Genomic DNA, 25,551 nt, shown 5'->3' with positions numbered 1-25,551 from the left:
CTGACCAACTCCTTCTGGGCTTCGATGAACTGAAGCAACTCGCTGCCGAAAACTGCGTAACTCTTTGTTTACCAAGGAGTTTTCCGTTTCGACTGCGCCGGAAGTGGGGCGAATTATAGACTTCCAGAATCTGCCGTCAACCCCTGATTTCACATTTCTGTCATACAGGTCAAAAAAGCCCGTAAACACGAAGGCCGAGCCCCAGGGGGCTCGGCCTTCTTCCCTTCTACTTACAAGCTCGGGAACGCAAATTGCGACGCTTCATGGCTCGCACGCTGCGGCCAGCGCTGGGTGATGGCTTTGCGACGGGTGTAGAAGCGCACGCCATCCGGGCCATACGCATGCAGGTCGCCGAACAGCGAACGCTTCCAACCGCCAAAGCTGTGATACGCCACTGGCACTGGCAACGGCACGTTGACGCCGACCATACCGACTTCGATCTCATCGCAGAACAACCGCGCCGCTTCCCCATCACGGGTAAAGATGCAGGTGCCATTGCCATACTCGTGATCATTGATCAGCTGCATCGCCTCTTCCAGGCTGTTGACCCGGACAACGCACAACACTGGCCCGAAGATCTCTTCTTTATAGATACGCATTTCCGGGGTGACGTTATCGAAAAGACAGCCACCCAGGAAGAAACCTTCTTCATGACCGGCCACACTCAGACCACGACCATCGACGACCAAGGTTGCACCCGACGCAACACCGTCTTCTACATAGCCACTGACTTTGTCACGAGCCTGACCGGTGACCAATGGCCCCATGTCCAAGCCACAAGTGGTGCCTGCGCCAATCTTCAATGCCTTGATCTGCGGCGTCAGTTTGGCCACCAAAGCATCTGCCACCTGATCACCGACGCACACAGCCACCGAGATCGCCATGCAACGCTCACCGCACGAACCGTACGCCGCGCCCATCAGTGCGCTGACGGCGTTATCCAGATCTGCATCCGGCATCAGCACCGCGTGGTTCTTCGCGCCGCCCAGTGCCTGAACGCGTTTGCCGCGCTTGGTGCCTTCGGCGTAGATGTATTCGGCAATCGGCGTCGAACCGACAAAGCTCAACGCTTTGACTTCCGGCGCTTCGATCAGCGCATCTACCGCAGCCTTGTCACCATGCACAACGCTCAACACACCTTTAGGCAGACCGGCTTCCAACAGCAACTGAGCGATCAACAGTGTCGAACTTGGATCACGCTCGGACGGCTTGAGGATGAAGCAGTTACCGCAGACGATCGCCAGCGGATACATCCACAGCGGCACCATCGCAGGGAAGTTGAACGGCGTAATGCCGGCAACCACGCCCAACGGCTGGAAGTCCGACCAGGCATCAATGTTCGGGCCGACGTTACGACTGTACTCGCCCTTGAGGATTTCCGGCGCTGCACACGCGAACTCGACGTTCTCGATACCGCGTTTCAGTTCACCGGCAGCATCTTCCAGCGTCTTGCCGTGCTCTTCGCTGATCAGTTGGGCGATACGTGCTTCGTTCTGTTCCAGCAGTTGCTTGAAGCGGAACATCACCTGAGCACGCTTGGCCGGCGGAGTATTGCGCCAGGCCGGGAACGCAGCCTTGGCCGAATCGATGGCTTTCTGAATGGTTTCGCGACTGGCCAAAGGCAGCTTATGGATCGCCTGGCCGGTGGACGGGTTGAACACGTCAGCCGTGCGACCGTCTTCGGTCACCAGTTCGCCATTGATCAAATGCGGAATAAGGCTCATGCGGGGCTCCAGAAAAGTTGTCCACAGGCGCCCGTCAACGGACGCCTCTATATAGAAGGGAAAATCAGTCGATTTTGTTCAGCACTTCGCCGACCGCGTCGAACAGGCGATCAAGGTCTTGCGGCTTGCTGTTGAAGGTTGGGCCGAACTGCAGGGTGTCGCCGCCGAAGCGCACGTAGAACCCGGCTTTCCAAAGCGCCATGCCCGCTTCGAACGGACGCACGATGGCGTCGCCGTCACGCGGGGCAATCTGGATCGCACCAGCCAGACCGTAGTTACGAATGTCGATGATGTTTTTCGAGCCCTTCAGGCCGTGCAGCGCATTTTCGAAATGCGGCGCGACGTCGGCCACGCTCTGCACCAGGTTTTCCTTTTGCAGCAGGTCGAGTGCTGCCAGGCCTGCGGCGCACGCCACCGGGTGCGCGGAGTAGGTGTAACCGTGCGGGAATTCCACGGCGTATTCAGGCGTCGCCTGGTTCATGAAGGTCTGGTAGATCTCGGAGCTGGCAATCACCGCGCCCATCGGGATCGCGCCGTTGGTGACTTGCTTGGCGATGCACATCAGGTCCGGGGTCACGCCGAAGCTGTCAGCGCCGAACATCGAGCCGGTACGGCCGAAACCGGTGATCACTTCGTCGAACACCAGCAGGATGTTGTGCTGATCGCAGATCTCGCGCAGACGCTTGAGGTAGCCCTCAGGCGGAACCAGCACACCAGCGGAGCCGGCCATTGGTTCAACAAATACAGCAGCAATGTTCGAAGCGTCATGCAGTTCGATGAGTTTGAGCAGCTCATCGGCCAGAGCGATACCGCCCTCTTTCGGCATGCCACGAGAATAGGCATTCCTTGCCAGCAAGGTGTGCGGCAGGTGATCAACGTCCATCATCGCCTGACCGAACATTTTGCGGTTGCCGTTGACGCCGCCGAGGCTGGTGCCGGCGATGTTCACGCCGTGGTAACCACGGGCACGGCCGATCATTTTGGTTTTGGTTGCCTGGCCTTTCAGACGCCAGTAAGCGCGGACCATTTTCACCGCGGTATCCGCACACTCGGAACCCGAGTCAGTGAAGAACACGTGATTCAGATTGCCCGGCGTCAGGTCTGTGATTTTCTCGGCCAGCTGGAACGACAACGGGTGACCGTACTGGAAGCCCGGCGAGTAATCGAGGGTGCCCAATTGCTTGGCTACCGCTTCCTGGATTTCCTTGCGGGTGTGCCCGGCGCCACAGGTCCACAGACCGGACAGCGAATCGTAGACCTTGCGGCCCTTGTCGTCCGTCAGCCAACTGCCTTCAGCCGCCACGATCAGTCGCGGATCGCGCTGGAAATTCCGGTTGGCGGTGTAGGGCATCCAGTGAGCATCGAGCTTGAGCTGGCTGGCCAGGGAAGACGGGGCGTTTTCAGGCAAGTTCATGGGCAAAACCTCGCAAGGCAATAAGCGGCGTGGAGATGAAAAGCGTTCTTGCAGCTAAATTGCCACGGGGATAAAGTCTGTGAAATCCAACTTTTCTAACGTTCAGTCAGGCCATCACTAAACTATGAGCACTCGTCGCCCCGATCCGCTGGCACAAGTCAGCGACTTTGATATCCGCCTGCTACGGATTTTTCGCAGCGTGGTGGAGTGCGGCGGTTTTTCTGCAGCGGAATCAGTGCTCGGGATTGGCCGTTCGGCGATCAGCCAACAGATGAGTGACCTGGAACAGCGCCTCGGTCTGCGCCTGTGCCAACGCGGTCGCGCCGGATTTTCCCTGACCGAGGAAGGTCGCGAGGTCTACCAGTCCGCATTACAGCTATTAAGTGCGCTGGAAAGTTTCCGCACCGAGGTCAACGGTCTGCACCAACACCTGCGCGGCGAATTGACCATCGGCCTGACCGACAACCTCGTCACCCTGCCCCACATGCGCATCACCCACGCCCTGGCGCAATTGAAGGAACGTGGACCGGACGTGCAGATTCAAATCCGCATGATCGCGCCCAACGAAGTCGAACAAGGTGTGCTCGACGGTCGCTTGCATGTCGGCGTGGTGCCGCAGGCCAGCGCGCTGTCAGGCCTGGAGTATCAGCCGCTCTATAGCGAGCGCTCGTTGCTGTATTGCGCGGTCGGGCATCCCTTGTTCTACGTCGACGACAAACAACTGGACGATGAACGCCTGAACAGTCAGGACGCCATCGCCCCGACCTTCCGCTTGCCTGCCGAAATCCAGGCGCATTACCAGGCCCTCAACTGCACGGCCAGTGCATCGGACCGCGAAGGCATGGCATTCCTGATTCTCACTGGACGCTATATCGGCTACCTGCCCGATCACTACGCCAGCCTCTGGGTTCAACAAGGTCGTTTGCGCGCACTGAAACCTACAGCGCGCTTCTATGACCTCAGCCTCGCATCGGTCACGCGCAAGGGACGTCGCCCGCATTTGGTGCTGGAAAGCTTTTTGGAGAGCCTGGCCGCGACACGATAGAACGTCGCGGGGCTTTTATTGCGTCAGGACTTGTCGGATCCCCATGGGTGCGCTATCAACGCACTTGGTTGCACCCACCCACCTGTCCGGAAGTGCCTATGACCTTTGAAGTCCCCGCTCACGGCGGCAAACCTGCCAGCCGCATTCGTCAGAAGAACGAAGAGACCATCATCAAAGCCGCCGAAGACGAGTTCGCCAGACACGGGTTCAAAGGCACCAGCATGAACACCATCGCCCTGAATGCCGGGTTGCCCAAGGCGAACCTGCATTACTACTTCACCAATAAACTGGGTTTGTACGTGGCGGTGCTGAGCAACATCCTTCAGTTGTGGGACAGCACGTTCAACACCCTGACCGCCGAAGATGACCCGGCCGAAGCGCTGACGCGATACATCCGCGCCAAGATGGAATTCTCCCGCCGGCAACCGCAGGCCTCGCGGATCTTCGCGATGGAAGTGATCAGCGGCGGCGAATGCCTGACCGAGTATTTCAACCAGGACTACCGCGCCTGGTTCCAGGGCCGGGCGGCGGTGTTCCAGGCGTGGATCGACGCCGGAAAAATGGACCCGGTCGACCCGGTCAACCTGATTTTCCTGTTGTGGGGCAGCACCCAGCATTACGCCGATTTCGCCACGCAAATTTGCCGGGTCAGCGGCCGAACCAAGTTGACCAAGCAAGACATGGAAGATGCCAGCGATAACCTGATCCGCATCATTCTCAAAGGCTGCGGCCTGACTCCAGCTATTTAAGACTCTTATGCCTTTTACCCTCAGCGGCTTTTGCGAATACCGCGAAGAGATTCGCAAAAGCCGTTTCATCACCTTCGCCGCGCCGATCAGCAGCCCTGCTGAAGCCCAGGCATTTATCGAACAGCACAGTGATTTGAATGCCACGCACAACTGCTGGGCATGGAAGCTCGGCGCTCAATACCGCAGCACCGATGATGGCGAACCGGGCGGCACGGCGGGTCGACCGATTCTCGCGGCGATCGAGGCGCAGGATTGCGATCAGGTCGCCGTGCTGGTTATCCGCTGGTATGGCGGCATTCAACTGGGCACCGGCGGGCTCGCACGGGCGTATGGCGGTGGCGCCAACAAGTGCCTGCAAGCAGCGCCGAAGATAGAGCTGATCAGCCGAGTGCCGGTGAGTTGCGCCTGCGGGTTTGCTGAACTGACGCTGGTGAAGCTTCGGGTGGCGGAGCTCGGTGGCCTGGTAGTGGAAGAGACGTTCACGGCGAACGGTGTAGAGCTGCAGTTAGCAATGGGCGAAGCGCAGATCGAAACCCTGCAAACCCAGCTCGCAGATTTGAGTCGCGGACGCATTCTGTTGCAACGCTGATCGCACCAACAACGCCCATTGCCCTTTCGTCGAACTGTCACAGTTGCCCACATCTACTGTGCACCCGGCTGTGGATAACCTGAGCACATACCGCTGTAACCCTTCTGTCATGCGGCTTTGCGGGCATTGCTCATTTTTCGCCCAATTTGCCACCACCAAGACTAAATCCACGTAAAAACAACCAGTTAGCGTGGTTTATCACCTTTAGAAGAAAGCCGCTCAATGCTTATGCCCGGGCTTTGCGCTTGCGCACAAATACTGTGGAGCAATCTGTGGATAACCCGTTCATGGCTGTCGCGGCCCCATGTCCGGCATGGCTCGCGCCGGGTTGCTCGTTTTTTGACCAAAGCTTGATGAGCAAAAACAGAGCTCGACCAACGACTTCGCCCTCAAGTGGTGCCTGCCTGCCAATTGAAAGGTGGCGAGGCAGCGCCCTTGAGGCCTTGGTCGCCATGAGATTTCAAATTTCCTGTCTCAATGGCCAGGTCACTGTTTTATCCACAGGCAGGACCTGAACCACACCCCACGCCAATTCAAAGAACAAAAAAATCACCAACAGCGAACTGGCGCCATGCAGCAAGGCATAGAGTTGCCAAGCCGAAAACAGAAACCGGCCCACGGCGTCATACCGACCAAACACCTGCTGCGGATCACGAATCCGCAGCACGGCCCAAATGCACACAATCGATCCCAACAGGTTCGCCATCAGCATGTGCATCGGTTCGAATGCCGGCAGTTCTCCGGGTAAGTCGAACGCCCGGCTCACCCCCGTCAAAACGCCGTGCAACGCCGCAAATGTCCACGGCGTGACAAACGCCGCCGTCACGATCAAGTCATACCAGGCGCTACCACGCACCAACCGGCGATATTGCGTTGAAGTCCACATCGGCATTGCTCCATAAATTCAGGGAGCAACAAGGCTAAAGCCTGGAGTATGCTCCAGGGTCAAGCCCCCCTCTCGAGACGTCAGGATGCGCATCGGTGAATTAGCCCAGGCCAGCGCGGTCAGCCGCGACACGCTGCGCTTCTACGAGCAACGCGGATTGATCGCCGCGCAACGCAGCGCCAACGGTTATCGCGATTATCCGCCGGACGTGGTGCAACTGGTGCTGTACATCAAGACCGCTCAACGGCTGGGTTTTACCCTGGGCGAAATCGGCAATAGCGTCGCCACGTTGTGGCAGTCGCCCGACCCGGACAGCGCCGTCACCCAACTGCTGCAAGACAAACTCAAACTGATCGAAACCCGAATGGATGAACTTGGCGCGCTGCGACACGAGTTGCAGCAACGTCTTGGTCAACGTTGTCCATTGAATCCATGATTCTCACTTCTCAAGGAAGCCACTCATGTCCAAGGCAAAAACCGCACTCATCATCGGCGCCTCCAGGGGCCTGGGCCTCGGTCTGGTGAAGACCCTGCTCGCCGACGGCTGGCAAGTCACCGCCACTGTGCGTAACCCGCAGAATGCCGACGCCTTGAAGGCATTGGGAACGGTGCGGATCGAAAAACTCGACATGGATGATCAGCAGGCCGTCATCGCGTTGAGCCAGCAACTCAAGGGCGAAGTGTTTGATCTGCTGTTCGTGAATGCCGGGGTCAAGGGGCCGGAAGTACAAACACCGGGCGGCGCGACGCTGGCTGAAGTGGGCCAGTTGTTTTTTACCAACGCGGTGGCACCGATCAACCTGGCACAACGTTTTGTCGGGCAAATCCGCCCGGAAAGCGGCGTGCTGGCGTTCATGAGCTCGGTGCTCGGCAGCGTAACCATGCCGGACGCGCCGGAGCTGGCGTTGTACAAGGCGAGCAAGGCGGCACTGAACTCCATGACCAGCAGTTTCGTGACGCAATTGGGCGAGCAGAAACTGACCGTGCTGTCGCTGCATCCGGGTTGGGTGAAGACCGACATGGGCGGCGAAGGCGCTGATATCGATGTGGAAACCAGCACGCGTGGGCTGGTTGATCAGGTGAATGCGTATGTCGGCAAGGGCGGGCATCACTTTGTGAATTACAGAGGTGAAACCATTCCCTGGTAGTCACTGCGTCCCCCTGTGGGAGCTGGCTTGCCTGCGATGGCGTCACCTGGGAAGACCTGAAAGACCGAGGTGCATGCATCGCGGGCAAGCCCGGACCCCACAGGATTTTTATCGTCTGGTCGGGCCGGGCTTGCCCACCACGCGGTTTTGTTTGAAACTCCGCACCTCGTCCCTTGCGGCGACCCTGGATCAGCAGACAGGGTAATCACTGAGCTGGCTAACCTGAACCCACTTTCAGAGGAGCCGGCCAACATGCCTGCGACCCGTACCTGGTTAAAAAATCCCCTCGCGATCTTCACTGCCAATGACCTCGATGCCCGTGGCGGGCTGGTTGTGCAAGACGGTCTGATCGTCGAAGTGCTCGCCGCCGGCCAGCAACCTTCCGCGCCCTGTGGACAAGTCTTCGATGCGCGCGAGCATGTGATCCTGCCGGGACTGATCAACACCCATCACCACTTCTATCAAACCCTGACCCGTGCCTGGGCACCGGTGGTCAATCAGCCGTTGTTCCCGTGGCTGAAAACCCTGTACCCGGTCTGGGCACGACTCACCCCGGAAAAACTTGCCCTCGCCACAAAAGTCGCGCTGGCCGAGTTGCTGTTGTCTGGCTGCACCACCGCGGCCGATCACCATTACCTGTTCCCGCAGGGTCTGGAAAACGCGATCGACGTGCAGGTCGAGAGTGTCCGCGAACTGGGCATGCGCGCCATGCTCACGCGCGGCTCAATGAGCCTCGGCGAAAAGGACGGCGGCCTGCCACCGCAGCAAACGGTCCAGGAAGGCGAAGTGATTCTCGACGACAGTCAGCGCCTGATCGCCGAATATCACGAGCGTGGCGATGGCGCGCAAATCCAGATCGCCCTGGCGCCGTGCTCGCCGTTCTCGGTGACCCCGGAAATCATGTCGGCCAGCGCCGAGCTGGCGAACAAGCTCGATGTGCGCCTGCACACGCATCTGGCCGAAACCCTCGACGAAGAAGACTTCTGCCTGCAGCGCTTCGGCCTGCGTACCGTGGATTACCTGGACAGCGTCGGCTGGCTCGGCCCGCGCACCTGGCTCGCCCATGGCATCCACTTCAACCCGGACGAAATCGCCCGCCTCGGCGCGGCCGGCACAGGCATTTGCCATTGCCCGAGTTCGAACATGCGCCTGGCCTCCGGCATTTGCCCGACACTGGACCTGACCGCCGCCGGCGCGTTGCTCGGGCTGGGCGTGGACGGTTCAGCGTCCAACGATGCGTCGAACATGATGCTCGAAACCCGTCAGGCGCTTTACATTCAGCGCTTGCGTTATGGCGCCGAGAAGATCACCCCGGAATTGGTGCTGGGATGGGCGACCAAGGGCTCGGCGAGTTTGCTCGGGCGTACCGATATTGGTGAGCTGGCAGTGGGCAAGCAGGCGGATCTGGCGTTGTTCAAGCTGGATGAGCTGCGGTTTTCCGGCAGTCATGATCCGGTGTCGGCGTTGCTGCTGTGTGGTGCGGACCGGGCGGATCGGGTGATGGTCGGCGGCCAGTGGCGAGTGATTGACGGGCAGGTCGAGGGGCTTGATCTGAAGGGGTTGATTGCGGATCACAGCCAGGCGGCCCGGCAGTTGATCGCCGGTACCTGATACAACACATACCTAATGTGGGAGAGGGCTTGCCCGCTCCCACGTTGGATTTGTGGAAAGTTCAGAGACCGAGCAGCGACAACATGATGAACGTCGCAAACAACACGAAGTGGGTCATCCCTTCGATGGCATTGGTTTCGCCGTCATTGAGATTGATCGCGCTGACGATCAGGGTGAGGAAGATCATCACTGTCTGTACCGGCGTCATCGCCATCTGAAACGGTTGACCGGTGTAGAGCGCCATCGCTTCCATCACCGGCACCGTCAGGATCACCGTCGACAGCGATGCGCCCATCGCAATGTTTACCACCGACTGCATACGGTTGGCCAGCGCTGCGCGCAACGCCGTCAGAATCTCTGGCGCCGCGGAAATCGCCGCCACCAGAATCGCCGTGATCACCGGCGGTGCGCCCGTCCCTTCCAGGCCCAGGTCCAGGGTCTTGGACATCACCTCGGCCAATGCGCCGATCACCACCACACCCAACACCAACGTCCCGATACTCAGCGCGAGATTGACCGATTCAGGTGCTTCCTCCGGGACTCTTTTGCGGCGTTTTTCCGGATAGCTGTAGCTGAAAAAATAACTGTGCGGCCCGACCTGCATGCGCAGGAACAGGGTGTAAAGCACGACCATCGCGCCAATGGTAAACGCGGAATACAGCTTCCAGTTCGCCTCGGGAATAAACTCCGGCACCACCATGGAAACGCCCATGGCGGTGAGGATCATCACGCTGTAGCTGCGCGCCGAGTCATCGTTGTAGGACTGTTCACCGTGCTTGATCCCGCCCATCAATGCCGCGAGGCCGATGATGCCGTTGATGTCGAGCATCACCGCCGAGTAAATCGTATCGCGCACCAGCGTCGGCGAGGCTTCGTTGCTCATCATGATCGCCAGGATCACCACTTCCACCAGCACCGCCGCCAGGGTCAGGATCATCGTGCCGTAGGGATCGCCGACTTTTTCCGCCAGCAGTTCGGCGTGATGGGCGACGCGCATGGATGCGGCGACGATGAAGGCGATCAGCACGAGACCGGCAGTCAGGGCTATGGGCTGGCCGCTGTGCAGCATCCAGTGTTCCATCGGGTAAGCGATGAAGGCGGCGATCAGGGCCAACAGCAGAAATTTTTCTTGCTTGAGGAATGTGAGCATTGCAGGCCTTTTTGCCGAATGGAGCGGAATCAGTGTGATGAGCAACTGACTGCGGAGCGGCGCTAACGTTTCGTTACACCTTAGCCCAGCAATGGATGACAGCCGGCCAATGAACCTCTTGGTCAGGTTTTACCAATTGTTGCAGCGAGCATCTGTAGAATGCCGTCATTGCACCTGATGAGATTTGAACAAATGTACGATTGGCTGAACGCACTGCCCAAGGCAGAACTGCACCTGCACCTCGAAGGTTCGCTGGAGCCCGAACTGCTGTTCGCCCTGGCCGAACGCAACAGGATCGCCCTGCCGTGGAGCGATGTCGAAACCCTGCGCAAGGCGTACGCCTTCAACAACCTGCAAGAGTTTCTCGACCTGTATTACCAGGGCGCCGATGTGCTGCGCACCTCCCAGGATTTCTACGACCTGACCTGGGCCTACCTGTTGCGCTGCAAGGCGCAGAACGTGATTCACACCGAACCGTTCTTCGACCCGCAGACCCACACCGACCGTGGCATCCCGTTCGAAGTCGTGCTCAACGGCATCGCCGCCGCGTTGAAGGACGGCGAACAGCAGCTGGGCATCACCAGCGGTTTGATCCTGAGTTTCCTGCGTCACTTGAGCGAAGACGAAGCACAGAAGACCCTCGACCAGGCGCTGCCATTTCGCGACGCGTTCGTGGCCGTCGGCCTGGACAGTTCGGAAATGGGTCACCCGCCGAGCAAGTTCCAGCGCGTGTTTGATCGTGCCCGTCACGAAGGTTTCCTGACCGTCGCTCACGCCGGTGAAGAAGGCCCGCCTGAATACATCTGGGAAGCCCTCGACCTGCTGAAAATCCAGCGTATCGACCATGGCGTGCGCGCCATCGAAGACGAGCGCCTGATGCAGCGGATCATTGATGAGCAGATCCCGTTGACGGTGTGCCCGTTGTCGAACACCAAGCTTTGCGTGTTCGATCACATGTCACAGCACAACATTCTCGACATGCTCGAGCGCGGCGTGAAAGTCACCGTGAACTCGGATGACCCGGCGTACTTCGGCGGGTATGTGACCGAGAACTTCCATGCGCTGTACACCGATCTGGGCATGACCCAGGATCAGGCCAAGCGATTGGCGCAAAACAGCCTGGATGCGCGGTTGGTAAAACCGTAACTGCTGAAGACCCAATGTGGTGCGAGCTTGCTCGCGATGAGGCCATCACATCCAGCGTCATTGGTGAATGTGAATCCGCTATCGCGAGCAAGCTCGCTCCCACAGGGTTTGTGTTTAGCCTACGGTTACCACTTCGCTCAACTCCTCCAGCGTCTTGCCCCGCGTCTCCATCCCGAACACCCACACCACCCCCGCCGCGATCGCAAAACACATCGCCCCGAGCGCGAACACGCCACCCTGCCCGGTCATCGGGAACACCAGCCCGGTCACCATTGGCCCAAGCAACGAACCCACTCGGCCAATCGCCGACGCAAAACCGGAACCCGTGGCCCGCGCCGACGTCGGGTACAACTCTGGCGTGTAGGTGTAGAGCACCGCCCACATGCCGAACAGGAAAAACTGCATCAACAGCCCCGACGTGATCAGCAAGCCGACATTGCCGCCAAACACTGCGCTCTGACCGTAAAGAAACGCCATCACCCCGCCGCCGAGCAACGTCACCACGCACACCGGTTTACGGCCCCAACGCTCCACCAGCCAAGCCGCCATGAGGAAACCGGGAATCCCGCCGAGGGAAATCAGCACGGTGTAATACACCGACTGGGTCACGGCGAAACCCGACTGCTGCAGCAGTGCACTGAGCCACGACGTCAACCCGTAGAACCCCAGCAAGGCAAAGAACCAGACGCTCCAGATCATCATCGTGCGCTGGCGATACAGCGGCGACCAGATCTGCTGCAAAGCTGAAAAGAAGTTGCCCGGCGTACTTGCCACACGCGGCAAGCGGATCGGCTCAGGCAAATCCCCATGACCCAGCGACGTCCGGACCCGCGCTTCGATACCCAGCAAGACCTTGTCCGCCGCCTCATCACGCCCGGCCTGTTCCAGCCAGCGCGGTGACTCGGGAATGAAAAAGCGAATCACCAGGACAAACACCGCCGGCACCGCCAACACCAGAAAAATATCCCGCCAGCCAATCACCGGTAACAGGAAATACGACAGCACCCCGGCCGCGACAAACCCCAAGGGCCAGAAACCGTCCATCAACGCGATGTAACGCCCACGTCTTTTCGCCGGAATCAATTCCGAAAGCATCGACTGGGCGATGGGAAACTCCATGCCCATGCCAATTCCCAGGAGGACGCGGAAGAGCGTCAGCGTCTCGACATTCTGCGCCGTGGAGCACAGGTAACTGGCGATGCCCCACAACACAATGCTCCACTGGAACACCGGTTTGCGGCCGAAACGGTCCGCCAGCATGCCGGACAGGGATGCGCCCACGACCATGCCGAAGAAACTCGAACTGGCGAGCAACCCGGCCTGCGCCGTGCTGAGGCCGAACTCGGTTTTGATCGAGCCGAGCAGGAAAGTCATCATCGCCAGGTCCATGGAGTCAAAGAAAAACGCCAGGGCGATGATGATGAAAATGATCCGGTGATAGCCGCTGATGGGCAGCCGTTCCAATCGTTCTGCCGCGCTGAAGCCTCGTGTTTCCATGCCACATCCCCCGTTCGAAAGTCCCTGAACGAGTGTGCGCGATGGTCGCCGGGGGTTATTGCTGGATGCGACCTGGCCGCAGCTCTGAACGACGCCCGTGCCCCCGGACGTCGATCCCGATGCGTCTACAACGCCATTTCCAGCTCGGTCTCCTTGGCGAAACGGTGGATTTCACGCTGCCCCGTCACGGTGACGTGCAAGGCGCGCGAATCGTTCGGCAAGCTCAGCCAGCCGGACTGCATGAACAATTGCAGCAACGCCGCGCCCAGTGAACCGCCCATGTGCGGACGTCTTTCGCTCCAGTCAGGACAGGCACAGGCGGCTCGGCTGGTGCTCTGCGCCAGCGCCTGGACGAAAACGCCGCGTGTCGCCAGTTGCGTGGCGCCCTTGTGCGTGATCGACACCCGATGATCGAACTGTTCGATCCAGCCCGCATCCAGCAAGCGCTGGTACAGATCGGCGGCCAGCGTGCCGCCTAAATGATCGTCGCAGAGCCGGGCGCGCAACAAGGACGAGGGCGCGGCCTGACGTTTGGGGATGGCGGGGGTGCGGCTGAAAACATCGGGAATGTCCCGAGGTGTGCTGGCGATCGTCGCACTGGCCAGCGCTTCTATCGCGGCCCCGACTTCGGGTGCGGCCAACCGGAAGAATCGCTTGCGGCCGCGGGTTTCGACTTTCAACAGACCTCCGGCGGACAAACGCCCCAGGTGTGCACTGGCCGAAGACGGCGACAGGCGGGCCAGCAATGCCAGCTCTTCGGTCTGCCGCGCAGCGCCGTCCATCAAGGCCCACATCATTGCGCTGCGCTTTGGGTCAGCCAGCAACGTGGCGATCTGGCTGATGCAAGGTGCATGTTCCATGTATTCACTCCCTGTTGAATCGTTTCGTCTACTGCTCAGAGACATCTTGACCAGTAATGTGTCGTCGGCCAAGACGTGGAAACCGCCATAAACCGGGCAAAGCCATCCACTCACACAAGCCATTGCTTCGAAGACCTTGCAAAGGCTTTGGATTGACGGTGGAGCCTGACCGACTCGAACGCGGACTCGCCATGGCGAGGTCGACGGTGCGTACATGAGGCGGGCGCTAGTATAAGCCCGTTGCCGGTCGGTTCCTGCCCCCCGGAAACCATTGGTGGTGATTGATCCTGAGGGAAATTTCGCTATTTGCCTGCGACTAATGATCGACATGCGCCAACACAGGAAATTGACTGCCTAATCGAGTACATCGGCTGGCAAGCATTTCCCGCAAAAGGTTCACCGGCTTACTCAATTGTGCGCGATGGGCGCACAGCAAATTCAGCGGTGCGCGCTCACAGAGCAGCTCCGGCATCAGCACTTTCAGGCGGCCGGCCAATACATCGGCGGCGACATCGAGCCAGGATTTGTAGGCGATCCCGGCACCCGCCACGGCCCACAAGCGCACCACGTCGGCATCGTCACTGAAGCGATCACCGCTGACGGTCAGGCTGACTTCGCGTTTGCCGTCGTGAAAACTCCAATGGTCGTGAACCCGGCTGCCGAGCATGAACAGCAGGCAATTGTGCTGCGCCAGTTGCTCCAGTTGCCGCGGTTCGCCATGCCGGGCCAGGTAGCTCGGGGCGGCACACAGCACGCGGCGGTTATTCGGGGCGATGGGCAGCGCCACCAGGCTGGAGTCTTCCGGCTCACCGTAGCGCAGGGCAATGTCCACCGGTTGGCGGAACAGATCGGCGATGCGGTCGCCCAGCAACAAGCGCACCGTGAGTTTGGGGTGTTCACGCTGGAACTCGTCCAGCCAGGGCAGCAGCAGGTTGCGACCGAAATCCGACGGCGCCGACAGCTGCAGCACCCCGCTGACCTGATCCTGACCGCTGGCCAATAATCGGCGGCCCTCGTCGAGGTTGCTCAGCGCGGCCCGGGCATACTCGAGAAATCCTTCGCCCTCCGCCGTCAGGCGCAGACTGCGGGTGGAGCGGGCGAGCAATCGGGCGCCGAGTTGCTGCTCGATGCGCTTCAACGCCGCACTCGCCACCGCCGCCGACATGTCCATTCCCCTCGCCGCCGCTGACAGGCTGCCCAGGTCCGCCGCCCGGACAAACAACTGCAAGTCATCGAAACGCAGCATTTACAGCCTCGATTATCAAAAAAATATTGAAAGAGACTGCTCTTTTAGCGGGTTTTATCTTGCAGAGAAATAGCCAATCATCTGCTGCATCGAAATCATCCTGCTCCTGGAGTCGACCATGTCCCAGCCTTTCACCGCCATTGCCACCCTGATCGCCAAAGCCGGCCAACAGGACGCGCTCGAGCAACACCTGCGTGCACTGCTGGAGCCGACCCGCGCCGAAGCCGGTTGCGGTCAATACGACCTGCATCAGGACCTCGCCAATCCGCTGGCCTTCTACATGATTGAACAATGGAGCAGCGACGAAGCGCTGCAAGCCCACGACGCCAGCGCACACATCCAGAACTTTCGCGCCCAGGCCGGCGACCTGATCGAACACTTCGATCTCAAGCGCCTGCGCTCCGTGGCTTGATCCCTTCTTCTATTACTGTTCGGAACCCTCCTCATGAAAGCCATTGCCTACTACGCCTCGTTGCCGATCAGCGACGAAAAATCCCTGCAAGACATCGAACTGCCGGAACCGGTCGCCGGCCCCCGTGACCTGCTGGTGGAAGTCAAAGCCATCTCGGTCAACCCGGTGGACACCAAGGTCCGCCAGAACGTCCAGCCCGAAGGCGGCGCGGCAAAAGTGCTGGGCTGGGACGTGGCCGGCGTGGTCAAGGCCGTCGGCAGCGAAGTGACCTTGTTCAAGGCCGGCGACAAGGTGTTCTATGCCGGCTCGATTGCCCGCGCCGGCGGCAACAGCGAACTGCACGTGGTGGATGAGCGGATCGTCGGCCATATGCCGAAAACCCTCGGTTTTGCCGAAGCGGCCGCGCTGCCGCTGACCGCCATTACCGCTTGGGAATTGCTTTTCGAACGCCTGCAAGTGCGCGAAGGCAACACCGATGAAGGCCAGAGCTTGCTGATCGTCGGGGCGGCCGGCGGTGTCGGTTCAATCCTGACGCAACTGGCCAGTCAACTCACCGGTTTGAAAGTCATCGGCACCGCTTCCCGTGCGCAAACCCAGAGTTGGGTGCGTGAGTTGGGCGCCGACCTGGTGATCGATCATAGCCAGCCGCTCAGTGAAGAACTGAAACGCGCAGGCGTTGCGCAGGTGACCCACGTCGCCAGCCTGACCCAGACCGATCAGCATCTCGATCAGTTGGTCGAGGCCCTGGCGCCACAAGGCAAACTCGCGCTGATCGATGACCCGAAAGCGCTGGACGTCACCAAGCTCAAACGCAAGAGCCTGTCCCTGCACTGGGAGTTCATGTACACCCGCTCGCTGTTCGAAACGCCGGACATGATCGAGCAGCACAAACTGCTCAACCGCGTGGCCGGACTGATCGATGACGGCACATTGAAAACCACGGTGGGCGAGCACTTCGGAACCATCAACGCGGCGAATCTGCGGCGAGCCCATGAGTTGCTGGAAAGCGGCAAGTCAAAGGGCAAGATTGTGCTCGAAGACTTCTGACACAGATTGATACAAGTGTCGTCCGGATGGACGACACCGTCAGTCCGAAGGTTGACCGTTGTCATAATTGCGATCGTATTCAGGTCTACAATCCAGAACTCTGCGATGCAATCTTTTAACCGAGGAGGTCAGCAATGAAGATCCTGATAAAAGAATTGGCAAAATCCCAGTGGCAGGTCCGCCTGGACCAACACGCGGTGACGTTCCGTAGCGAAGCCGAAGCTCGCGCTTTCACCCGAACCCTCGAAGCACGCTTGCACGCCCCCCATCAGATTCCCGTCCAACAGCAGCGCGCTGTTGGCTGAGACCTGCCTCACACCTGGGCTTGCACCAACGCCCGGGCATTTTGCAAACGCCGGGTGAGCATCGCCACGCTCACCACCAGAATTCCACACAGGCTGATGACCATGGCCATCGGCACGGCGCTGCCGTCGTACAAAATACCCACCAGCGACGCAGCCCCGGCGGCGACGCTGAATTGCAGGCACCCGAGCATCGCCGACGCACTCCCGGCGCGGGCGCCCTGCCCGTTCATGGCACAGGCCGACGCGTTGGGGAGGATGCATCCGAGGCTGGCGATGCAGATGAACAGTGGAATCAGCAGCGGCCACAACTGTTCGGTGTGCAGCGAACTGACAGCCAGCAACGTCAGGCCGGCCGCCAGATAAATCCACACCGTCCGCGCCAGCAAAAAAGCAGGGCCACGCTTGGCGAGCAGTCGCGCGTTGACCTGCGCCACCAGAATGAAACCCGCCGCATTGGTGCCGAACAACCAGCCGAAATGCTCGGCCGGTACGCCGTAGAGTTTGATGAAGACGAACGGCGAACCGGCGATGTAGGCAAACATCCCGGCGATGGCGATGCCACCGGTCAGGGCGTGGCCGAGGTACACCGGGTCCGACAACAGGCGACCGTACTGACGCAGCGCGCCCGACAGCGGTTGACGGGGCACATGCGCGGGCATGCTTTCCGGCAAGCCAAGCGCCACGGCCACCGCCGCCAAGGCACTGAAACCGCTCAACGCCAGGAAGATCGACTGCCAGCCGGTGGTATTGACCAGCAAACCGCCGAGCATCGGCGCGAGAATCGGCGCCAGGCCCATGACCAGCATCAGCTGGGAAAAGACTTTGGCCGAACCCACCGCATCGCATTTGTCACTGACAATCGCCCGGGAAATCACCATCCCCGCGCAACCGCCCAGCGCCTGGACAAAACGCGCGCCCAGCAGCCATTCAAGATTCGGCGCATAGGCGCACGCCAACGAAGCGGCGGTGAACAGACCGACACCCGTCAACAGTGGAATGCGCCGGCCAAACCGATCCGCAACCGGGCCGTACATCAGCTGACCAATGGACAACCCGAGGAAATACGCCGCCAGCGTCAGCTGAACGTGTTGTTCATCGGTGCCGAATGCCAGCGCCATGGCCGGGAACGCCGGCAGATAGAAGTCGATTGCAAGCGGCCCAAAAGCGCTCAGGGCGCCAAGTATCAAAATGGTACGGAAGTTCATCAGGTATCCAGGGCTGAAGTCGGCAGCTCCACAGTCTAGCCGCGTGGGGACACCTTGAACATTCCGATAGCTCGCTAACTATTAAAAACCCCTGGATAAATGCAAGCCCGCACACATGGGATTGCGTTTGGCCTCAGGCGACTTTCACTTCATAGCCTTCTTCGCTGATCGCCGCGATCACTTCATCCGCAGTCAATGCACTCTCGACGCCAACTTCCTTTGCCGCCAGATCAATCCGCACGCTGGCCGCGGGATCCCTCGCTTGCAGCGCTTGAGTGATGGCTTTGACACAGTGACCGCAGGACATGCCTTGAACGTTGAACACTTGCATGGAATGACTCCTTTAGTGGGATTGCGAGCAGTCTCGAGCTTGCCACCATGGCAAGGTCAAGTTCTGATGTGATCTGCCGGGCTGGCAATCGGCGTCGCGCTCGGCCAAGCTGCGTGCATCTATGACTCGATCTCAGGAGATTCAGCCATGCGCTGGTCAGCTCTCAGCCTGTTTGGCTTCCTCAGCCTTTTCGCCGCCGTGCCCTCGGTCAATGCTGCCGGGGAGGATTACGGTGTGCTGATCATTTCCCGCGAGCGCCTGGAAGTCTCGACCAACTGCGAAATCGGCGTGTACATCCAGGATCAACTGTCGGCGCGGCTTTTTCAGGAGCAAAGCACATCGTTCAACCTGCCGCCGGGCAATGTTTCCTTGCGCCTGAAGCTGCTGCCGGGCCAGGCGCCGGGCTGCAATCCGGGGATGTTGGCGCCGGGGTCGCAGGACATCACGCTCAAGGCCGGGGATGTGTTGAAGTTCCGGATTGCGATGACGCAGGAAGGGATGTACCTGAAGCCTGCTGACCTCGGATATTGATTCACCTGCGATCTTTTGATCTGAGACATGGCGCTTGACCTTGCCAGCATGGCAAGGTTGATCCTGTAGACATCTTCTACAGGGAGCGCGACCGATATGTCCGAAACCACCACATTCCATCTGCCGATTGCCGGCATGACCTGTGCCAGTTGCGCCGGGCGTGTCGAGCGTGCCTTGAGCAAAGTCATCGGCGCCTCTGCCGTCAGCGTCAACCTGGCCACCGAGCAGGCCCGCGTTCAAGCACCCAGCGACAGTCTGCCGGCGTTGATGGACGCTGTGCAGCAAGCCGGTTACAGCGTGCCGCAGCAGAGTCTGGAATTGAGCATCGACGGCATGACCTGCGCGTCGTGCGTCGGTCGGGTCGAACGGGCGCTGGCCAAGGTGCCGGGGGTCAAAAGTGTCAGCGTCAACCTGGCCAACGAACGCGCCCACCTCGAACTGCTCGGCCAGGTCGATCCGCAAAGCTTGATCGCGGCCGTGACCAAGGCTGGCTACAACGCCAGCGTCTGGGAGGTCGAACACCCGACAACCGACACTCAACAACAGCGCCTGCACCGTGAGCGCTGGGTCTTGATCATGGCGATTGCCCTCGCCTTGCCGCTGGTGTTGCCGATGCTGCTGCAACCGTTCGGTGTGCACTGGATGCTCCCGGCGTGGGTGCAGTTCGCGCTGGCCACGCCGGTGCAATTCATCTTCGGTGCCCGCTTTTATGTAGCAGCATGGAAAGCAGTGCGCGCCGGGGCCGGCAACATGGACCTGCTGGTCGCCCTCGGCACCAGCGCCGGTTATGGCTTGAGCCTCTACGAATGGGCCACCGCCGCCGGGCGCATGCCCCATTTGTATTTCGAAGCCTCGGCCGTTGTGATCGCCTTGGTCCTGTTGGGCAAATACCTCGAAAGCCGCGCCAAACGCCAGACCGCCAGCGCCATCCGCGCCCTTGAGGCATTGCGTCCGGAGCGGGCCATTCAAGTGATCGACGGCCGCGAACAGGACGTCGCCATCAGCGCCTTGCGCCTGAATGATCTGGTGCTGGTCAAACCCGGCGAACGATTCCCCGTGGATGGCGAAGTGGTCGAAGGCCAGAGCCACGCCGACGAAGCATTGATCAGCGGCGAGAGCCTGCCCGTGCCGAAACAGCCTGGCGACAAGGTCACCGGCGGCGCCATCAATGGTGAAGGCCGGTTGCTGGTTCGTACCCAGGCCTTGGGCGCGGAAACCGTGTTGGCGCGAATCATCCGTCTGGTGGAAGACGCACAAGCCGCAAAAGCGCCGATTCAGAAACTGGTGGACAAAGTCAGCCAGGTATTTGTGCCAACGGTCCTGTTGATTGCACTGGCGACACTGATGGGGTGGTGGCTGTACGGCGCGCCCATCGAAACGGCGCTGATCAATGCCGTCGCGGTATTGGTGATCGCCTGCCCTTGTGCGCTCGGTCTGGCCACGCCAACCGCGATCATGGCCGGCACCGGCGTGGCCGCGCGCTACGGCATTCTGATCAAGGACGCCGAGGCACTGGAGCGAGCCCACGAAGTCAGCGCCGTTGTCTTCGACAAGACCGGCACGCTGACCTCGGGTGCGCCACGCATCGCCCATTTAAGTGCCGTCGACGGTGATGAAGCGACCTTGCTGAAATGGGCCGGTGCGCTGCAACGCGGCAGTGAACACCCCTTGGCTAAAGCGGTTCTGGACGCTTGCGTCGAACGCGGATTGACCGTGGCCGATGTCAGCGACAGCCAATCCCTGACCGGAAGGGGCATTGCCGGCAACCTCGATGGTCGCCGTTTGGCGCTGGGCAATCGACGCTTGCTGGAAGAGAGCGGATTAAGCGCCGGTCCTTTGGCCGACTCTGCAACCGCGTGGGAAACCGAAGGCCGGACCCTGTCCTGGCTGATCGAGCAAAGTCCGCAACCAACCGTCCTGGGCCTGTTCGCCTTCGGTGACACCCTAAAACCCGGCGCGCTGCAAGCGGTGCAACAACTCAGCGCCCGGCACATCAGCAGTCACCTGCTGACCGGCGACAATCGCGGCAGCGCCAAAGTGGTCGCCGAAGCGCTCGGCATCCAGGATGTCCACGCCGAGGTGCTGCCGGCCGACAAAGCCGCCACCGTCGCCGAACTGAAGAAAACCGGGGTGGTGGCGATGGTCGGCGACGGTATCAACGACGCCCCGGCCCTGGCCGCCGCCGACATCGGCATCGCCATGGGTGGCGGCACCGACGTCGCCATGCACGCGGCCGGCATCACCCTGATGCGTGGCGACCCGCGACTGGTGCCGGCCGCGCTGGAAATCAGCCGCAAGACCTACGCGAAGATTCGTCAGAATCTGTTCTGGGCCTTCGTCTATAACCTGATCGGCATTCCGCTGGCCGCGTTCGGTTTCCTCAACCCGGTGCTGGCCGGCGCGGCGATGGCGTTGTCGAGCGTCAGCGTGGTGAGCAATGCGCTACTGTTGAAGACTTGGAAACCGAAGGATCTGGAGGACAACCGATGAACATCGGCCAAGCAGCCCGCCAAAGTGGCCTGAGCGCGAAGATGATTCGTTATTACGAGTCCATCGGTTTGCTCAAGGCGGCCCATCGCACCGACAGCGGTTACCGGGTGTACGGCGATGACGACTTGCACACGCTGGCGTTTATCAAGCGTTCGCGGGACCTGGGGTTTTCCCTGGAAGAGGTCGGCAAACTGCTGACCCTCTGGCAGGACCGTCAGCGCGCCAGTGCTGACGTGAAGGCCCTGGCTCGTCAGCACATCGACGAGCTCAACCAGAAAATCCTCGAACTCGGTCAGTTGCGCGATACCTTGCAGGACCTGGTCGAGCACTGCCATGGCGATCACCGTCCGGACTGCCCGATCCTCAAAAATCTTGAGTCGGGTTGCTGCGCCGCACCCGCTCGCTCCTGATCGCGAGTCCCCTCACCACCAGCAACGTGGTGAGGGGAATGCCGTGGAACAGCAGCACCACTGCGCCGGGCGTCCACCACGCATAAAACGGTGCAGCGATCAGCATACCGACACCGAACCCGGTCATCTGCAACAACGTCAGGAAACTGAAAATCGGCAGGCGCAGGCTGTCCGGTTCTCGTTGCAGGCGCGACATCAGGCCGACTTCAGAGAAACCGTCGCCCAACCCTGCCGGCAGTGAGAACAGCAGCAAGCCGTAGAGGGTCTGTTGCTGGAACATCAGGATGAAGCCGCAGGACATCAGCAGCACCCCGAAGAAAAACCGTCTTTCCAGGTTCACGTTATCCGAGCCTTTGAGGCGGCTGGCGATCCGTGCACCGATGAGTTTTCCGCAAGCCCATACCGCCAGCATCAGGCCCAGCGTGGTGCTGGCGGATTCGGGTGTCAGCAGTTTTGAAATGATCGGCAAACCCACGTTGTGTGCGGCGCTGCCCAAGGTATCGGCCATCGCGACCGCGAGCATCGCCGCCACCACCGGCGTAGCGCGCAGCCCCTGGCGCAGGGCTGACCATTCGCCTCGTTCGTGATCGGGCTCGGCGCTGGGAGACGGTCCGGAAAACCGCAGCGGCAGGATGAACAACGCGGCCAACAGGTAAGTGACCACGTTCAGTGCGAAGACCACCTCAAAGCCAAACGCTGCCACCAACACCCCGGCCACCAGACTTCCGCCGACCATGGCTGCCGATGACGCCGAGGTGATCCAGGCGTTGGTCTTGAGCAGTTGATCGCCCTCGATCAAGTGCGGCAGCTGACTGTTGAGGCCGATGGCAAACATTGAGTTGCCCAAGCCAAGCCCGAAGGCAATGACCGGCAGCAGCAGCGCTTGCTGGGTAACCGGCAAGACCAGCAGCAGCCCCAGCAATCCGGCGCGCAGCACATCGAAGACAATCAGCGGCAGACGCCCGGCCCAGCGGCGATAGAAGCGGGTGCCGATGAGGCTGGCAAAAATCCCTCCACCCACGCGACTGGCGAGGAAGATGCCAACGCTCATGGCGCTGTTGCTGAGCAGGTAGACGTAGGTGGCCAGGGCGACCATGTTGAGGAACGCGCCGAAGTCCGAGACCAGACGGGCGGCGATGATCAACTGGGCGTTGCGGGTGGAGGTGTCCACATTCAATCCTGCAAAGGGTTTAGCGTTTGACAAAAAACCCGGCCGAAGCCGGGTTTTTCGTCAACCGATCACTGCATCCAGGGCGGAGGCGGTTCTTCGGTTTTGCTCGGTGGCGCGTCATCTGCCGCGCGGACCGCTTGTTTGCGTTCTTCATCCAGGCGTGCCGCCTCGATTTCGCGCATGATCCCGCCGACGTCGGCCAACTCTTCCGGCTCGTCGAACTCGCCGGTCAAGACACTGGCCGGGTGCAAGGTGCCGGCTTCGTACAACGCCCACATTTCCTTGGCGTATTTGGTCTTTTTCAACTCCGGGGCAAACCGCCCGAAGTAGGACGCCATGTTGCCCACGTCACGCTCCAGCATGCTGAACGCGTGGTTGTTGCCCGCCGCGTCCACCGCTTGCGGCAAGTCGATGATGACCGGGCCGGTCGGGGTCAACAGTACGTTGAACTCGGACAGGTCACCGTGCACCAGGCCGGTACACAACATCAGCACGATCTGCGAAATCAGGAACGCGTGGTATTCGCGCGCCTGATCCGGCTCCAGCACCACGTCGTTCAGACGCGGCGCGGCATCGCCGTACTCATCGGCCACCAGCTCCATCAACAGCACGCCTTCAAGGAAGTCGTAAGGCTGAGGGACCCGGACACCGGCGCCGGCCAGACGGAACAACGCCGCCACTTCGGCGTTCTGCCAGGCGTCTTCGGTTTCTTTCTTGCCGAACTTGGAGCCCTTGGCCATCGCACGGGCCTGACGGCTGTTGCGCACCTTGCGGCCTTCCTGGTACTCGGCCGCCTGACGGAAACTGCGTTTATTCGCCTCCTTGTAGACCTTCGCGCAACGTAACTCGTTGCCGCAGCGCACCACATAAACAGCTGCTTCTTTACCACTCATGAGTGGGCGCAGCACCTCGTCGACCAGACCGTCCTCGATCAGGGGTTCAATGCGTTTTGGAGTCTTCATCAGCTTTTATTGTGGGTCCTTTATTACCAAACACGCGAAAGTCATTCGTTATACGGCAATCCACTCGTTCGGGGGAGGGGTTGCCGACCTATGAACGTTGCGGATGCACACAATGTGCCGGAAAAACCCGACAAACCCGCCGAGGTTCATCGACCGCCAAGGATCATAGCCGAGCCGGCAGCACTTGTTGGAGAAGGGATGCAAGGGGATTTGCGACAGAATCCGACATACCGGTCGCCACCCTTCGCAGGATTTTTTCCAACAGCCCTAAATTTCCTCCTTCCGCAGCCGAAGTCATCTGTAACAAAGTGAATTGTCCGACGATCGTTCCGATAGAAAACGATGGTGCCCCCAAGGGATAGGGGTTCGAAAAGTACGTTTACGGCTGCCAATAATTCCGCGAGTCATCTGCACTGCGTGGGCCTACAAGAAAATCTGGAGCGCGGATGAACATCAAACAAAAGCTGACGTGGGCGTTTGCAATCATCGCCTGCTTGCCCGTGGTGCTGGTCGCCACCCTCGTTGTGCTGAACCTGCGCAGTGATGCCAAGGACGAATTCGTCGACAACAGCGGTCGCGAAATCCGTCAGGTCAGCAATGCCATGCAACTGTTCTTCGACGGCATCAGCCAGAACGTCGAATACCTGTCCAGGCAGCCGCTGATCACGAACTCCGACGACAGCCTCAAGACCTACATGAATGCCAACGCCGCCAGCATTCCCCAGGGCGAGATGGACAAAAAAATCTTCGGCTTCCTGCAGGACCTGGGCAACGCCCATCCGTCCTACGCCTACGCCATCCTCGGCACGGCAGCCGGCGGCTACGTGTCGTGGCCGGACGATGCCAAGCTGGCGAACTACGACCCGCGCCAGCGTCCGTGGTACAAGGCGGCCCAGGCCAAACCGGGCAAGCCGTTCCGTACCGAGGCCTATTACTGGGCCGAAAATGACACGTCCTACGTCAGTACCGTACGCACCATCGATAACAAGCTGGGCACCAACGGCGGCGTGGTCAGCATCGACGTGTCGCTCAAGCAGCTCACTGAACTGGTCAAGCAAATCAAGCTCGGTGAAACCGGCTACCTGATGCTGCTGGAAAACTCCGGCACCGTACTGGTCGATCCGAAACAACCGGAAAACAACTTCAAGGCCCTGGGCAGCCTCGGCGAGGGTTATGCGCAACTGGCCAAGGCCGGCAAAGGCCTGGTCGAAGTCGAACTCAATGGCGAGCGCTACATGGCCAACGTCTGGCCGTCCGAGCAACTGGGCTGGACCTTCATCGGCCTGATCAAGCAGAGCGACGTGATGAGCACCGCGACCCAACTGACCTGGTTGATCGCAATCATCGCCGCCGTGCTGGCCGTGGTCTTCGCCATCGTCGGCGCCAGTTTCGCCAGCGTCATCGTGCGTCCGATCCGCAGCGTGGCCGATGGCCTGGAAGGCATCGCCCAGGGTGAAGGCGACCTGACCAAAAACCTGCACGTCCGTGGCAGCGACGAAACCGCGCAACTGGCCAACTGGTTCAACCAGTTCCTGGCGGCGATTCGCAACCTGATCCAAAGCATCGGCGGCGCCGCGACCAAAATCCTCGCCACCTCCAAGAGCTCGACCCAGGTCTCCAGC

24 protein-coding genes and 1 pseudogene are annotated in these 25,551 nt (G+C 60.3%); 14 read left to right on the top strand and 11 right to left on the bottom strand.

Annotation, left to right across the window (positions count from 1 at the left end):
• Nucleotides 1-230: 230 nt before the first annotated feature.
• A complete protein-coding gene (locus ACM6IQ_RS05635) occupies nucleotides 231-1,724 on the bottom strand; it encodes a CoA-acylating methylmalonate-semialdehyde dehydrogenase (RefSeq protein ID WP_008031364.1) in 1,494 nt (497 codons plus the stop codon).
• A 64-nt stretch (nucleotides 1,725-1,788) separates the two neighbouring features.
• Complete coding sequence (locus tag ACM6IQ_RS05630; protein WP_414878230.1) at nucleotides 1,789-3,138, bottom strand: aspartate aminotransferase family protein; 1,350 nt, start codon at nucleotides 3,136-3,138, stop codon at nucleotides 1,789-1,791.
• 124 nt (nucleotides 3,139-3,262) lie between these two features.
• Between ACM6IQ_RS05630 and ACM6IQ_RS05625 the strand changes: the two genes are divergently transcribed.
• The 3 genes from ACM6IQ_RS05625 (at nucleotide 3,263) to ACM6IQ_RS05615 (ending at nucleotide 5,521) form a co-directional block, all read left to right on the top strand.
• Nucleotides 3,263-4,183, top strand: a complete 921-nt coding sequence (locus ACM6IQ_RS05625; RefSeq protein ID WP_008031360.1) for a LysR family transcriptional regulator — start codon at nucleotides 3,263-3,265, stop codon at nucleotides 4,181-4,183.
• 98 nt (nucleotides 4,184-4,281) lie between these two features.
• Complete coding sequence (locus ACM6IQ_RS05620; protein WP_017336404.1) at nucleotides 4,282-4,932, top strand: TetR/AcrR family transcriptional regulator; 651 nt, start codon at nucleotides 4,282-4,284, stop codon at nucleotides 4,930-4,932.
• A gap of 7 nt (nucleotides 4,933-4,939) precedes the next feature.
• Entirely contained in the window at nucleotides 4,940-5,521 is a 582-nt protein-coding gene (locus ACM6IQ_RS05615; protein WP_017336403.1) for an IMPACT family protein, read from the top strand.
• 460 nt (nucleotides 5,522-5,981) lie between these two features.
• Here ACM6IQ_RS05615 and ACM6IQ_RS05610 read toward each other — a convergent pair whose 3' ends face one another.
• The gene (locus ACM6IQ_RS05610; protein WP_414878229.1) at nucleotides 5,982-6,407 is read right to left on the bottom strand and encodes a hypothetical protein; all 426 of its coding nucleotides are present in this window, start codon (nucleotides 6,405-6,407) and stop codon (nucleotides 5,982-5,984) included.
• 85 nt (nucleotides 6,408-6,492) lie between these two features.
• Here ACM6IQ_RS05610 and ACM6IQ_RS05605 point away from each other — a divergent pair, with 85 nt between their 5' ends.
• The 3 genes from ACM6IQ_RS05605 (at nucleotide 6,493) to ACM6IQ_RS05595 (ending at nucleotide 9,166) form a co-directional block, all read left to right on the top strand.
• Nucleotides 6,493-6,843, top strand: coding sequence for a MerR family transcriptional regulator (locus ACM6IQ_RS05605; protein WP_017336401.1), 351 nt, complete (start codon nucleotides 6,493-6,495; stop codon nucleotides 6,841-6,843).
• A 25-nt stretch (nucleotides 6,844-6,868) separates the two neighbouring features.
• Nucleotides 6,869-7,555, top strand: a complete 687-nt coding sequence (locus ACM6IQ_RS05600; protein WP_017336400.1) for an SDR family oxidoreductase — start codon at nucleotides 6,869-6,871, stop codon at nucleotides 7,553-7,555.
• Nucleotides 7,556-7,807: 252 nt separating this feature from the next.
• Entirely contained in the window at nucleotides 7,808-9,166 is a 1,359-nt protein-coding gene (locus tag ACM6IQ_RS05595; RefSeq protein ID WP_414878228.1) for an 8-oxoguanine deaminase, read from the top strand.
• Between the two features lie 61 nt (nucleotides 9,167-9,227).
• On the opposite strand, the gene ACM6IQ_RS05590 is transcribed toward ACM6IQ_RS05595, so the two are convergent.
• Nucleotides 9,228-10,316, bottom strand: coding sequence for a calcium:proton antiporter (locus ACM6IQ_RS05590; protein ID WP_414878227.1), 1,089 nt, complete (start codon nucleotides 10,314-10,316; stop codon nucleotides 9,228-9,230).
• A gap of 192 nt (nucleotides 10,317-10,508) precedes the next feature.
• Here ACM6IQ_RS05590 and ACM6IQ_RS05585 point away from each other — a divergent pair, with 192 nt between their 5' ends.
• Nucleotides 10,509-11,462: an adenosine deaminase gene (locus ACM6IQ_RS05585; protein ID WP_017336397.1), complete on the top strand. Its 954-nt coding sequence runs from the start codon at nucleotides 10,509-10,511 to the stop codon at nucleotides 11,460-11,462.
• Nucleotides 11,463-11,576: 114 nt separating this feature from the next.
• On the opposite strand, the gene ACM6IQ_RS05580 is transcribed toward ACM6IQ_RS05585, so the two are convergent.
• The 3 genes from ACM6IQ_RS05580 to ACM6IQ_RS05570 all read right to left on the bottom strand — a co-directional run bounded on the left by ACM6IQ_RS05580 (nucleotide 11,577) and on the right by ACM6IQ_RS05570 (nucleotide 15,065).
• Entirely contained in the window at nucleotides 11,577-12,959 is a 1,383-nt protein-coding gene (locus ACM6IQ_RS05580; protein WP_017336396.1) for an MFS transporter, read from the bottom strand.
• A gap of 125 nt (nucleotides 12,960-13,084) precedes the next feature.
• The gene (locus tag ACM6IQ_RS05575; protein WP_017336395.1) at nucleotides 13,085-13,819 is read right to left on the bottom strand and encodes an ArsR/SmtB family transcription factor; all 735 of its coding nucleotides are present in this window, start codon (nucleotides 13,817-13,819) and stop codon (nucleotides 13,085-13,087) included.
• A 316-nt stretch (nucleotides 13,820-14,135) separates the two neighbouring features.
• Nucleotides 14,136-15,065: a LysR family transcriptional regulator gene (locus ACM6IQ_RS05570; RefSeq protein WP_017336394.1), complete on the bottom strand. Its 930-nt coding sequence runs from the start codon at nucleotides 15,063-15,065 to the stop codon at nucleotides 14,136-14,138.
• A 118-nt stretch (nucleotides 15,066-15,183) separates the two neighbouring features.
• Between ACM6IQ_RS05570 and ACM6IQ_RS05565 the strand changes: the two genes are divergently transcribed.
• The 3 genes from ACM6IQ_RS05565 to ACM6IQ_RS05555 all read left to right on the top strand — a co-directional run bounded on the left by ACM6IQ_RS05565 (nucleotide 15,184) and on the right by ACM6IQ_RS05555 (nucleotide 16,829).
• Nucleotides 15,184-15,477 carry a putative quinol monooxygenase gene (locus tag ACM6IQ_RS05565; RefSeq protein WP_017336393.1) on the top strand — a complete coding sequence of 98 codons (294 nt, stop codon included), beginning with the start codon at nucleotides 15,184-15,186 and terminating at the stop codon, nucleotides 15,475-15,477.
• Between the two features lie 33 nt (nucleotides 15,478-15,510).
• Complete coding sequence (locus ACM6IQ_RS05560; protein ID WP_414878226.1) at nucleotides 15,511-16,524, top strand: zinc-binding alcohol dehydrogenase family protein; 1,014 nt, start codon at nucleotides 15,511-15,513, stop codon at nucleotides 16,522-16,524.
• A gap of 134 nt (nucleotides 16,525-16,658) precedes the next feature.
• Complete coding sequence (locus ACM6IQ_RS05555) at nucleotides 16,659-16,829, top strand: hypothetical protein (RefSeq protein WP_017336391.1); 171 nt, start codon at nucleotides 16,659-16,661, stop codon at nucleotides 16,827-16,829.
• A gap of 8 nt (nucleotides 16,830-16,837) precedes the next feature.
• Here the strand turns inward: ACM6IQ_RS05555 and ACM6IQ_RS05550 are convergent, their stop codons facing one another.
• Both ACM6IQ_RS05550 and ACM6IQ_RS05545 read right to left on the bottom strand, forming a co-directional pair.
• Nucleotides 16,838-18,034: a multidrug effflux MFS transporter gene (locus ACM6IQ_RS05550; protein WP_017336390.1), complete on the bottom strand. Its 1,197-nt coding sequence runs from the start codon at nucleotides 18,032-18,034 to the stop codon at nucleotides 16,838-16,840.
• Nucleotides 18,035-18,167: 133 nt separating this feature from the next.
• Nucleotides 18,168-18,365 (bottom strand): heavy-metal-associated domain-containing protein, encoded by a 198-nt coding sequence (locus ACM6IQ_RS05545; protein WP_017336389.1) that lies wholly within the window; start codon nucleotides 18,363-18,365, stop codon nucleotides 18,168-18,170.
• Nucleotides 18,366-18,512: 147 nt separating this feature from the next.
• On the opposite strand from ACM6IQ_RS05545, the gene ACM6IQ_RS05540 reads away from it, so the two are divergent.
• From ACM6IQ_RS05540 to cueR, 3 genes are all read left to right on the top strand, one after another.
• On the top strand, nucleotides 18,513-18,896 hold the full coding sequence (locus ACM6IQ_RS05540; RefSeq protein WP_017336388.1) for a hypothetical protein: 384 nt from the start codon (nucleotides 18,513-18,515) through the stop codon (nucleotides 18,894-18,896).
• A gap of 96 nt (nucleotides 18,897-18,992) precedes the next feature.
• The gene (locus ACM6IQ_RS05535; protein ID WP_414878225.1) at nucleotides 18,993-21,386 is read left to right on the top strand and encodes a heavy metal translocating P-type ATPase; all 2,394 of its coding nucleotides are present in this window, start codon (nucleotides 18,993-18,995) and stop codon (nucleotides 21,384-21,386) included.
• Nucleotides 21,383-21,796, top strand: coding sequence for a Cu(I)-responsive transcriptional regulator (gene cueR, locus ACM6IQ_RS05530; RefSeq protein WP_414878224.1), 414 nt, complete (start codon nucleotides 21,383-21,385; stop codon nucleotides 21,794-21,796). Before ACM6IQ_RS05535 ends, cueR begins: the two co-directional genes overlap by 4 nt.
• On the opposite strand, the gene ACM6IQ_RS05525 is transcribed toward cueR, so the two are convergent.
• Both ACM6IQ_RS05525 and ACM6IQ_RS05520 read right to left on the bottom strand, forming a co-directional pair.
• Entirely contained in the window at nucleotides 21,750-22,967 is a 1,218-nt protein-coding gene (locus ACM6IQ_RS05525) for an MFS transporter (RefSeq protein WP_414878223.1), read from the bottom strand. The two genes, cueR and ACM6IQ_RS05525, sit on opposite strands and share 47 nt — an antisense overlap.
• Before the next feature lie 68 nt (nucleotides 22,968-23,035).
• Nucleotides 23,036-23,929 (bottom strand): PA4780 family RIO1-like protein kinase, encoded by an 894-nt coding sequence (locus ACM6IQ_RS05520; RefSeq protein WP_017336384.1) that lies wholly within the window; start codon nucleotides 23,927-23,929, stop codon nucleotides 23,036-23,038.
• Nucleotides 23,930-24,375: 446 nt separating this feature from the next.
• Between ACM6IQ_RS05520 and ACM6IQ_RS05515 the strand changes: the two are divergent.
• A pseudogene (locus tag ACM6IQ_RS05515) lies at nucleotides 24,376-25,464 on the top strand (cache domain-containing protein); the annotation flags it as partial.
• Nucleotides 25,465-25,551: the final 87 nt, after the last annotated feature.

This window comes from Pseudomonas sp. IT-P100, assembly GCF_949767185.1.
Lineage (GTDB): Bacteria > Pseudomonadota > Gammaproteobacteria > Pseudomonadales > Pseudomonadaceae > Aquipseudomonas > Aquipseudomonas fluorescens_B.
Note: the sequence above shows the minus strand (reverse complement) of the source record. Positions and strands in the feature narration are given on the sequence as shown.